This is a genomic window from Microcoleus sp. K4-B3 (genome assembly GCF_036704615.1).
Lineage (GTDB): Bacteria > Cyanobacteriota > Cyanobacteriia > Cyanobacteriales > Microcoleaceae > Microcoleus.
Genome location: NZ_JAUBSF010000142.1, coordinates 1 through 9,691 on the forward strand (window position 1 = coordinate 1; position 9,691 = coordinate 9,691).

General features: G+C 44.3%; 12 protein-coding genes. 5 read left to right on the top strand and 7 right to left on the bottom strand.

Annotation, left to right across the window (positions count from 1 at the left end):
* Positions 1-224: 224 nt before the first annotated feature.
* From QUA78_RS30595 to QUA78_RS30610, 4 genes are all read left to right on the top strand, one after another.
* Positions 225-1,481 (top strand): ABC transporter substrate-binding protein, encoded by a 1,257-nt coding sequence (locus QUA78_RS30595; RefSeq protein WP_333305789.1) that lies wholly within the window; start codon positions 225-227, stop codon positions 1,479-1,481.
* Between the two features lie 164 nt (positions 1,482-1,645).
* A complete protein-coding gene (locus QUA78_RS30600; RefSeq protein ID WP_333305788.1) occupies positions 1,646-2,596 on the top strand; it encodes a branched-chain amino acid ABC transporter permease in 951 nt (316 codons plus the stop codon).
* Between the two features lie 187 nt (positions 2,597-2,783).
* The gene (locus QUA78_RS30605) at positions 2,784-3,719 is read left to right on the top strand and encodes a branched-chain amino acid ABC transporter permease (protein WP_333305786.1); all 936 of its coding nucleotides are present in this window, start codon (positions 2,784-2,786) and stop codon (positions 3,717-3,719) included.
* Positions 3,720-3,871: 152 nt separating this feature from the next.
* Positions 3,872-4,474, top strand: coding sequence for a hypothetical protein (locus tag QUA78_RS30610; RefSeq protein WP_333305784.1), 603 nt, complete (start codon positions 3,872-3,874; stop codon positions 4,472-4,474).
* Positions 4,475-4,590: 116 nt separating this feature from the next.
* Here QUA78_RS30610 and QUA78_RS30615 read toward each other — a convergent pair whose 3' ends face one another.
* Together QUA78_RS30615 and QUA78_RS30620 are read right to left on the bottom strand one after the other, a co-directional pair.
* A complete protein-coding gene (locus QUA78_RS30615) occupies positions 4,591-5,388 on the bottom strand; it encodes a hypothetical protein (RefSeq protein ID WP_333305782.1) in 798 nt (265 codons plus the stop codon).
* Positions 5,389-5,464: 76 nt separating this feature from the next.
* Positions 5,465-5,803 carry a hypothetical protein gene (locus QUA78_RS30620; RefSeq protein ID WP_333305780.1) on the bottom strand — a complete coding sequence of 113 codons (339 nt, stop codon included), beginning with the start codon at positions 5,801-5,803 and terminating at the stop codon, positions 5,465-5,467.
* 389 nt (positions 5,804-6,192) lie between these two features.
* Here QUA78_RS30620 and QUA78_RS30625 point away from each other — a divergent pair, with 389 nt between their 5' ends.
* Positions 6,193-6,699: a hypothetical protein gene (locus QUA78_RS30625; RefSeq protein WP_333305778.1), complete on the top strand. Its 507-nt coding sequence runs from the start codon at positions 6,193-6,195 to the stop codon at positions 6,697-6,699.
* Between the two features lie 328 nt (positions 6,700-7,027).
* On the opposite strand, the gene QUA78_RS30630 is transcribed toward QUA78_RS30625, so the two are convergent.
* The 5 genes from QUA78_RS30630 to QUA78_RS30650 all read right to left on the bottom strand — a co-directional run bounded on the left by QUA78_RS30630 (position 7,028) and on the right by QUA78_RS30650 (position 9,492).
* Entirely contained in the window at positions 7,028-7,435 is a 408-nt protein-coding gene (locus QUA78_RS30630) for a VOC family protein (protein WP_333305777.1), read from the bottom strand.
* A 98-nt stretch (positions 7,436-7,533) separates the two neighbouring features.
* Positions 7,534-7,947 (bottom strand): VOC family protein, encoded by a 414-nt coding sequence (locus tag QUA78_RS30635; RefSeq protein ID WP_333305775.1) that lies wholly within the window; start codon positions 7,945-7,947, stop codon positions 7,534-7,536.
* 88 nt (positions 7,948-8,035) lie between these two features.
* Positions 8,036-8,467: a YciI family protein gene (locus tag QUA78_RS30640; RefSeq protein ID WP_333305774.1), complete on the bottom strand. Its 432-nt coding sequence runs from the start codon at positions 8,465-8,467 to the stop codon at positions 8,036-8,038.
* 37 nt (positions 8,468-8,504) lie between these two features.
* Complete coding sequence (locus tag QUA78_RS30645; protein ID WP_333305772.1) at positions 8,505-8,957, bottom strand: nuclear transport factor 2 family protein; 453 nt, start codon at positions 8,955-8,957, stop codon at positions 8,505-8,507.
* Positions 8,958-9,132: 175 nt separating this feature from the next.
* Complete coding sequence (locus tag QUA78_RS30650; RefSeq protein ID WP_333305770.1) at positions 9,133-9,492, bottom strand: YciI family protein; 360 nt, start codon at positions 9,490-9,492, stop codon at positions 9,133-9,135.
* Between the last annotated feature and the right edge of the window lie 199 nt (positions 9,493-9,691).

Genomic DNA, 9,691 nt, shown 5'->3' on the forward strand with positions numbered 1-9,691 from the left:
TTTTTTTTGCAGCCATACACCGTAAGGGTTTTGGCTAGGAAGCACCGCTCCGGCATCCGCTGCCTGACTCCTCTTTATAGGTTGGGGCTGCTTTTTGACCCCTAAATAGGGTTTTTGGCTGGGTCTCTGACCCTAATCGGTAGAATATTTGCACATCTAGATGTTCTATATAGAGATGGTCTATATAGTTGAGATGATCTATATATGTGTTCGATCGCCCGCTTATGAAAAAACCTGCCGCTCCCCCTAGTGCCTTATTCATTACCTGCGCTTCACTGCTGATCGCTTGCAGTCAGACGAACACTCCCCAAACCTCTAGTACAGCATCTCCGGCGACTTCGCCATCTCCCGGTGCTTCCCCAAAGGGTTCGCCTGGGGGAAGTTCCAACACTATATCTATAGGTATTGGGGTGGCGCAAACTAGCAATGTGGCTTTGCTTGGTCAGGAACAGGTGGCTGGGGCAAAAATAGCTGAGAAATATTTCAACGATAAGGGCGGTGTGGATGGGACGCCGATTAAACTGGTGTTCCAAGATACGGGTGGAGATGAACAAGGGGCGATCAATGCCTTCAATACTCTGATCAATCAGGATAAGGTGGTGGGTATTGTGGGCCCAACCCTGTCACAGCAGGCTTTTAGTGCCGATCCGATCGCCGATCGAGCAACAGTTCCCGTACTCGCACCCTCCAATACCGCTAAAGGCATTCCCCAGATTGGCGATTATGTGACCAGAGTCTCCGCGCCTGTCGCCGTGGTAGCACCTAATGCAGTTAAAGCTGCACTGAAGCAAAATCCCAATATTAAGAAAGTAGCCGTGTTTTTTGCTCAGAATGATGCCTTTAGCAAATCTGAGACAGAAACTTTTCAGACAACGGTTAAAGATATGGGGCTGGAATTGGCAACAGTTCAAAAATTCTTGACTACGGATACAGATTTTCAATCTCAAGCCACTAATGCGATAAATGTCAAGCCCGATCTGATAATTATTTCCGGGTTGGCGGCTGATGGAGGCAATTTAATTAAGCAGTTGCGGGAGTTGGGTTACAAAGGCGTTATCATTGGGGGCAACGGTCTGAATACTTCTAATGTGTTTGCGGTTTGCAAGGCTCTTTGCGAGGGGGTTTTGATTGCCCAAGCATACAGCCCGGAATATCAGAATGAAATTAATAAGGCTTTTCGTGAGGCTTATCGCGCTCAATTTAAGAAGGAACCGCCTCAATTTAGCGCTCAAGCTTTTACTGGCGTACAAGTTTTTGTTGAGTCATTAAAAGAAATTAATGCTAAGTCGAAGGTTAGCCAAAAGCCTTTGGCAGAATTGCGTACAAATTTGAATCAGCAGTTGTTGAGTGGAAAGTACGATACGCCTCTGGGGGAAATTTCTTTTACGCCGGAAGGTGAAATCAATCAGAAAGAGTTTTATGTGGCACAAATAAAAATGGATTCTGATGGAAATAACGGTAAATTTGAGTTCTTGAAATGAAGTCAGAACACGGATTTTGACACGGATATACGGATGAGTTATTGAGTGTGACTCTGAAGTCTCCCCCCCGGCCTCCCCAAGGGGGGAAGTCTGAAGTCAGAGTAAAAATTGTATGTTTTTTGTTGTTGAATGATTTCGGTGTGAGGCTCAATTCTTAACTGGTGATGGACTTAACTCTGTTTCTGCAACAATTTTTGAATGGTTTGTCGATCGGCAGCGTGTATGCTATTTTTGCCCTGGGATACACCCTAGTGTTTTCTATTCTCGGAATTATTAATTTTGCTCACGGTGCAGTGTTTACGTTGGGTGCTTATTTCACTTATGCGCTGATGGGCGGTGCTTTCGGTTTTAACGGGTTGTTGGCTAATGCAAGAATTCCCGTGCAGTTTCCTTTTGCTGTGGCGCTAATTTTCGGCAGTACGCTGGCTGGTTTGGTGGGAGTAATTGTTGAAAGAGTTGCTTTTTTGCCTTTGCGCCGCAGAAACTCAGATCCTCTGCTGACGGTGGTTTCTAGTTTGGGGGCGGCGGTGGCTATCGCCAATATCATCCAGTATCTTGTCGGTGCAGAAATTTACACTTTTCCTACTAATACTTACGGCAATTTGCCGGCAGCTATTAACTTTGGCACGGCGGATAAACAGATTCCTATTCGCACTGTTCAAATATTGATTTTTGGCGTAGCTATTGCGATTGTTAGTCTTCTAACTTACTTAATAAATTTCACTAAATTTGGCAAAGCAATGCAGGCGGTGGCTGAAGATGCTACTACTTCTAGTCTGTTGGGTATTGATACTGACAGATATATTGTTTTGACGTTTTTTGTGAGCAGTTTTCTGGCTGGTTTGGCGGGGAGTTTGGTGGGTTCTAGTGTTAGTATTGCTGGGCCGTATTTTGGGATTGCTTTTGGTTTGAAGGGTTTGGCGGTGATTGTGCTGGGTGGGTTGGGGAGTATTCCTGGGGCTGTTTTGGGTGGGTTTATAATTGGTTTGGTCGAGGCTTTTGTGCCTGGTGATTTTTCTGCTTATAAGGATGCTGTTGCTTTTGGCATATTGTTTATGATGCTATTGGTTAGACCGCAGGGTTTGTTTGGACGGCGTTTAATTCAGAAGGTGTAAGTTCGTTGCCCGGTTGATAATTCGGTGATTGAAATCAAATCGCTTAAGAGTCAAACTTTCGTCCCAGGAGAGGGGGACTGAGAAATAGAAGCGTTTGAGTCAAAAGGTGTAAGAGGATTCGGATCTTGAAATCGCTTATTGTTAAACTCTCGTCCCAGCAGAGGGGGACTAAGAAATAAAGAAAGTTATGACTGCATTTTTTACTACTTATGGGTTTCTGATTGTCTGGATGTTGCTGGGTGCAATGTTGGGAATGTCGCTGTATTTGCCTTTAATGACGGGACAGTTGTCTCTGGCTAGCCCTGGTTTTTATGCTTTGGGTGGGTATATTGCGGCGATTTTATCAACGACGGTTTTTCAACAGACAGGGGGGTTATTTCCACTGCCATTGCTGTTATTAGAGATGATAATTGCAGGGATTGTTTCGGGGTTGTTGGGGATTTTTGTGGGAATTCCGGCGCTGCGGTTGAGTGGGATTTATTTGGCGATCGCAACTATTGCTTTTGTGGAAATTTTGCGGGTTTTATCGCTGAATTTAGATATCACTGGCGGGGCTGTGGGCATTTTTGGGATTCCGCAACCGTTTGCGACGCCGATCGAGTATTTGTGGATTGTACTACCTTTACTGTTGGTAAGTATGGCGATTGTCTATCGGCTGGAACGGATTCGGGTGGGGCGCGCTTTTGCTGCGATCCGCGCTGATGAGTTGGCGGCTGATGCAATCGGCATTAACCCAACTTTTTATAAGGTTTTGGCTTTCACGTTAGGTGCTGTTTTAGCTGGGGTTGTGGGTGCAGTTAGTGCCCATTTTTTGAATACTTGGAACGCGCGTCAAGGTACTTTTGATGCTAGTATTATTTACTTGACTTCAGTGTTGATTGGTGGTAGCAGAACTTTTCTAGGAGCAGTTTTGGGTGGGATGGTGTTTAATGCTTTGCCGGAGGTTTTGAGGGGGATAGCAACTATTCAGGGATTGCCGATTTGGTTGGCGCAATTTCTGCGGGATGGACGTTTAATTATTTTTGGGTTGCTGATTGTTTTGGGGACTATATTTTTTCCGCAAGGTTTGGTGACGCCGGAGTTGTTGAAGAGGTTTAAAAAGGGCGATCGCAATTCTGTTTAAAATTTGATTTTTGCTTATGATGGCTACCAGTCACCTGTTTAACGTCTAGCCCAAAAGTGCGATCGCCCGATCGGTGAAAAAAGATAAAGGGCGATCGCCAACTTTATGACTTAAAATAGAAGAAACAGTTTTAGTTTGAAATCTTTAATGCTATGTCTTACAGCGATTTCACTTCATTTGACAAATTGATTCCTTTGGGAATTAGTCAGATTATAACTGTTGAGAAATTGGTTGATTTTGAGCCGATCGCTCCCAGCGCATTCTTGACTGAAGCCTTAAAGCGATTTGCACCGCTTGCTATTGCCATCAACACCGAAAAAGCTCGCTCTGAATATTTAATTGCTCCCATTTTAAGCGAAATTGTCACCTTTAACCCTCATTTTTCCTTATTTTCTGGTAAAAACTTTACGGCAGATCCCAGTTTGGGTTTGAATGGATTTGTTGATTTTTTACTCACGGCTAACCCTGACAAGCTGGCAATTAAGGCTCCTATTGTTACGGTAATTGAAGCTAAAAATGAAAATATTAATGAGGGTTTAGCTCAATGTATTGCTACTATGTATGCGGCTTTTTTAGTCAACCGACGCGACCCTAAAATTGGTGATAAAACAGTTTATGGCTCGGTTACTACAGGCCAAGTTTGGCGATTTTTGGCACTGACACCCGATCTGGAAGTTGCTGTAGATCTCAAAGACCGCTATCTTACTCCGATCGATGAGCTTCTCGGTCTATTGAATGCTCTTCTAACAGCTTAAGGGCGATCGGAACTGGTGTGATTTACCTTCGAGTCTGACCTAAAACTGTGAACTCGATTCACAACGAACTAGCAAGAGTTATACAAACCTACTCTGAAGTAGAACTAAACCTCCGATCACAACATTGTAAAAACTAATTTACAGGCAAAACCTTCTTCGGTCAGTTCTTGACCTGGTTTCCAGTCGTAACTAATGGGATAATATCCTTCAAAAAAGTCAACATAATCATCGCTTTTGGCTTGAAGGATATAACTAACAGCAGTTGCCAAATCTGCCGAGCCTTGAGCAATTAAATTTGTAGTAGCTATTGTTACACCTCCGGTCGCTAAAGAAATAAGATTTAAGAGATTACTCAATTGACTATTTTTCACGGTGTTGGCAACCTCAGCCATTGTTTTGCCAAAATCGGATGTCTGTCTGTCACTTTCCCAAATCTGCATTCGCACATTGATCCCTCCAACAATTTTTCTTGAACCTAGCAAGTTAATTCCTACTCCTCCAAAAGTTCTTTCTTGTGAAACGTTTACAGAAAAAATACATTTTTGAGGATCGAAATTTCCCTTTGAATCAGGTGAAGGATATAAAACAGGAGGTTCACCACTCAAATCCCATACCCAAGCAACGAAATAAATATCGTTTTCAAACAGCTCGCCGACTCTTTTAGTAAATAGTTTTTCAATAAACCCTTCAAAATCCTTCTTCAAGGTAATTGATTTTAAAGCAAGTCCCCGTTGTTCATTGATTGATTCAGGGATCACCAGAGTAGGAGGTTGAATACTACGGTTTGCTTGCCGAACAAGCCTTACGTTATTTAGCCGACGGAGAGAGCCTGCATTAGCCATGTGTGCTATTGCATCTTCTTTAAAAGTTACAGAAAGATCGCCAAATGAACCCCGCTGAATGATAGCCGCCATATTTCCTCATTGTTTAACGCCTTACAAACAAATAAGGTGAGGATTACCCACCCTGCTGCTAACTAGCAATTGCAATTCATTTATACTTCACATATTCCCCTGTAACTTTGACCTTTGACCAACCTCGACCGACCCAACCTATTCCCTTTGGACTCCGTGCATACGTCCGAATCTTGATTGTTTGTGGAAACTTAATCCCTGTTCCTGGTATGAGTTCGACAAAATTTTCATAAATTATCTCGTGCGTATTTTCCGATCCGTTGTCGGAAAGCCATTCCACCTTTACCTCATTTTGCTTAATTACGTGGTCAGCAGGAGCAGTGTTGGAAGTCCAATCAGACCAAGCATCATGCCTGGTGCCATCGAAATCAGTTTCTCTAGTAGACACTTCAGAGACAATTTCAAAACCAGCCATTGTCAGCTTCTCCTTTGTAACCTAAATAAAAATTGAATAACCCACGCCCGATCGCTCTGTCGGCGAAAAAAATGAGTTACATTACAGAAAATCAACTAAGATAATTTAGAAGTGCGATCGCAACTCGCCAAATAGTACAGTAAATATCTATCGCTGACTCCTGATGAGTCGGATTCGATCCACAGCAGCTTCTTCTAGCAAAGCTGCTTTTTAGCTCTTCCGTATCATAGACCGATCGCGAAAAACTGAAAAGCGAAAAAAGACGGAAAAAGACGGGTATTTCTAAAATTCGGATGCAAGGCGGATGCAAGGCGGATCAAGACGGATCAAGACGGATCAAGACGGATCAAGACGGCTATACTAACTATAGTTCTCTGAGACCCCTACTGATGGACACTGCCCATATCTTGCAATTTGTAGATGAAGTGCTCAGCGCTAATACAGGCAAACATCTCAATGACTTGCAGCGTAAAATTATCGAGGGAATACTGAAGCGACAAAAGTATTCTGATATTGCAGATACTTACGGTTGTACGGCGGGTCATGCTAAAGATGTAGGTTACGAGCTTTTGCAAATGTTATCTGATGTTTTCGGCGAACCAGTGGATAAACGTAATCTTAAGTCTGTCCTAAAACGGCAATCAACTATAAAGATTGCTTTAAATAATAGTAATAATATTGATGGTAATAGCAACACCATTAACTATATCAAGGCCTGCTCAGAACAACCCAATCCTACCCCAGATAAAAGTCAGCCTGCGACTCCTGACTACCAGGATGGCACTAATCAAGTTAAAATTGAAATAGTTGGTAAATTACGACAGTTGGGATTAAAGGATGAGCAAATTGCAGAGGTGTTAGGGTTAGCCTTGGAGGTCGTGAAGCAGATGGATTGAAAAAAATGAGTTTATTAAAAGTGTAGTAAGGGTTCATCAGCTCAATTGTTGTACGCCAACCGCATCTGTATTTCTGTAAAGAATTTATGCTGCCCCTTTTAAGTATGCTTTTAGCTGCTGTTTATCTTCGGGTGTCATTTCGTTTATCTCATCCTTTTTTTACGGTTTTACTACATTTTTCATTTTAGCCCTTTTTTCAGGGATTTGCCAAACTGAGATGCACCCTTTTGGGATTTTTGGATATTCGATCGCTCTTCTCAATGCACTCACTAACTTGGACCCATTGAGAAGAGCTTTGTATTGTTTTCAGGAAGCAGATAGAAAATGCCTAACCTTGATTGACTGCGCTGGGTTCCATGAACATAGTTTCCCAAATGTGGCCATCTAAATCCTGAAAGCCATGACTATACATAAATCCGTAGTCTTGCGGTTCATTGTAGGTCGTTCCGCCAGCAGCAACAGCGTTGCGAATCATTTTATCCACTTCTTCTCGGCTCTCGGAAGACAAGCACACCAGCACTTCTGTACTCTTGGTGGCATCGCAAATTGCGTTGGGTGTAAATTCCTTGAACTTGGCTTCTGTCAAGAGCATGATGAAGATGTCTTCGCTCACAACCATACAAGTGGCAGTTTCGTCAGTAAACTGGGCGTTAAAACTGAATCCAAGTTTAGTAAAAAATTCGACAGACCGATCGAGATTTTTGACTGGTAAATTCACGAAAATTTTAGTAGCCATGTTTTCTCCTTTTTAACTTCGATCGCAAGGTGAAACATTAACGATTTTTCGCTAATGTTTGAATTGAAGGGTAACGCTTGTGAGCAAACTTGAAAGCGTTAGGTAGCTGGCTGGACATTAATCATCCACGGTGTGCCAAATCGATCGACAAGCATTCCAAAACGGGTAGACCAGAAGGTCTCTTGGAATGGCATCTTTACCGTTCCGTTTTCTGCCAATTTTAGAAAGATCCGCTCCGCTTCGACCAGATCGTCAAATTGAAGATTCACAGAGAATCCCTGTGGTTTTTTAAAGCCATCGGGTGGAGTGTCAGAACCCATCAATACCATTGCACCAACAGTTAAGTTGGCGTGCATGATTCGATCGCGCTGTTCGGAGGGAATTTCCTCAGACATGGGCGCATCCCCATAGGTCATCATCCCGTCGATTTTGCCACCTAAACACTGTTCGTAGAATTTAAATGCAGCTTGGCATTCACCGTCAAAAAAGAGATAAATATTCGATTGCATCATGTACTCCTTTGGTTAATAGCCGATCGAGCAATCCATTCATGGGAAATGATGTGGCTGCCGGACGAAAAGTTAGGCAGTATTTATGCCCTCAAGAACGCTGGAGTTGTTCTGCCTCCGCCCGAATGCGTTCTTCCTGTTCCCTGAGTTCGGGCGTCAAGGATTCGCCGAAGTCCTCTGCTGTAAATATCTGGCGAATTTCGATCGCGGATTCTCCTGGCATCGGGTTGGGGCAGCGTTTGACCCAGGCGATCGCTTCCTCCATCGACTGCACTTGCCAGATCCAGAATCCGGCAATCAGCTCTTTTGTCTCTGTGAACGGCCCGTCAATCACGCTGCGATTTGTGCCTGAAAACGTCACCCGCGCTCCTTTTGAGCTGGGATGTAGCCCTTCGCCAGCGAACATAATTCCCGCCTTGACCAATGCTTCGTTGTACTGCCCCATTTCCGTCAGAAGCTGTTCGCTGGGCATGACGCCTGCCTCTGAGTCTTGGGTAGCTTTGACTAGAACTATGACTTTCATCGTGAAATCTCCTTTTGTTTATGGTTGTTGAGCTGGGCTAAGGTGCGATCGAGAAAACGGCTTTAGACGTTTCTGGATCGAAGGGTACAGAGCAATGCTCGTGCACAATCTGCCATCTGCCCTGCTTCCGCTGGCACGCAGAGGTGATTCGCATCCACATCTGCGCCCCTGGGTGATCTTTTGGCATCCCTGTGAAGTGAAAAAGCCAGTGCGCGATCGCCAAATCACCGCTCACGGTGAGGCTGAGGTCTCGCATCTCAATCCCGAAGGAGTCCGGGAAGCAAGGCAGGCACGCCTCCCACGTCCGTCGAAATTCATCTGCACCTTTGGTTTGGAACGGCGGTTTTGCGTCGAAAATAATCACATCTTGGGCGTAGTGCGCCATGATGCGATCGAGGTCTTTGGCGCAGATGGCACTGGCCGTATCTGCGATGATTTGTCGAATCTGGGCTTCGTCTTGTGTTTTGGTGGTTTCGGTTGTCACAGTCATCGTGGTATCTCCTTCTTGATGTCGATTGGTTTTCCGGGCGCAGATTGAAAACTGCTAACCCTTGCTCTACCATCTAGTCGAATAGAGGTGCGTGCGATCGACAAGTTGAACATTTTTTCTGGAAAAGTTTGTCAGTGCGGATGTGGAACTTTGCGTTGAGTGGTATTGACGGCAACTACTGGTCTGATGGCAAGCCCGACAGTTCCACGATCGGGCGAATTTCAACCGTACCTTTACTGGCGCTTGGTATGCGTGCTGCGATCGCGATCGCTTCGTCAAGATCCTTGGCATCGATCAGAAAGTAGCCGCCGAGTTGTTCGCGCGTCTCCGCAAACGGCCCATCGGTAACAAGTTTTTTGCCGTCACGCACTCGAATACTGGTTGCTGTGGCGATCGAGTGTAGTGGCGAAGCACCTAAATATTGACCGTTGGCTTGCAGTTCTTGGGTTAGCTGCAAAGACTTTGCGTAGCATTGCTGCAGCTCGCTTTCAATCCAGGCATTTTCGTCACTGTAAATCAGCAATATATATTTCATCGTTACTCCAAAATTCGATCTGAGATAGTCGCCTTCATTTAGTAGTCGTTCGGCGAGGCTGCAAATCGACAGCGGACCAAAAAATTTTTTCAGCTAAAGCCGCAGGAGCCTCACGCTGTACCCTCTTATACCAATTTCATAAAATAGTGCTACAGTTAGTAGAAATGCATTTTGCAATTTAGTAGCCAAAGAGAGGTCA

What these genes read in the sequence shown, in the direction of transcription:
- QUA78_RS30595 (WP_333305789.1), top strand. Translation starts at nt 225, where the DNA reads ATGAAAAAACCTGCCGCTCCCCCTAGTGCCTTATTCATTACCTGCGCT.
- QUA78_RS30600 (WP_333305788.1), top strand. Translation starts at nt 1,646, where the DNA reads ATGGACTTAACTCTGTTTCTGCAACAATTTTTGAATGGTTTGTCGATC.
- QUA78_RS30605 (WP_333305786.1), top strand. Translation starts at nt 2,784, where the DNA reads ATGACTGCATTTTTTACTACTTATGGGTTTCTGATTGTCTGGATGTTG.
- QUA78_RS30610 (WP_333305784.1), top strand. Translation starts at nt 3,872, where the DNA reads ATGTCTTACAGCGATTTCACTTCATTTGACAAATTGATTCCTTTGGGA.
- QUA78_RS30615 (WP_333305782.1), bottom strand. Translation starts at nt 5,388, where the DNA reads ATGGCGGCTATCATTCAGCGGGGTTCATTTGGCGATCTTTCTGTAACT.
- QUA78_RS30620 (WP_333305780.1), bottom strand. Translation starts at nt 5,803, where the DNA reads ATGGCTGGTTTTGAAATTGTCTCTGAAGTGTCTACTAGAGAAACTGAT.
- QUA78_RS30625 (WP_333305778.1), top strand. Translation starts at nt 6,193, where the DNA reads ATGGACACTGCCCATATCTTGCAATTTGTAGATGAAGTGCTCAGCGCT.
- QUA78_RS30630 (WP_333305777.1), bottom strand. Translation starts at nt 7,435, where the DNA reads ATGGCTACTAAAATTTTCGTGAATTTACCAGTCAAAAATCTCGATCGG.
- QUA78_RS30635 (WP_333305775.1), bottom strand. Translation starts at nt 7,947, where the DNA reads ATGATGCAATCGAATATTTATCTCTTTTTTGACGGTGAATGCCAAGCT.
- QUA78_RS30640 (WP_333305774.1), bottom strand. Translation starts at nt 8,467, where the DNA reads ATGAAAGTCATAGTTCTAGTCAAAGCTACCCAAGACTCAGAGGCAGGC.
- QUA78_RS30645 (WP_333305772.1), bottom strand. Translation starts at nt 8,957, where the DNA reads ATGACTGTGACAACCGAAACCACCAAAACACAAGACGAAGCCCAGATT.
- QUA78_RS30650 (WP_333305770.1), bottom strand. Translation starts at nt 9,492, where the DNA reads ATGAAATATATATTGCTGATTTACAGTGACGAAAATGCCTGGATTGAA.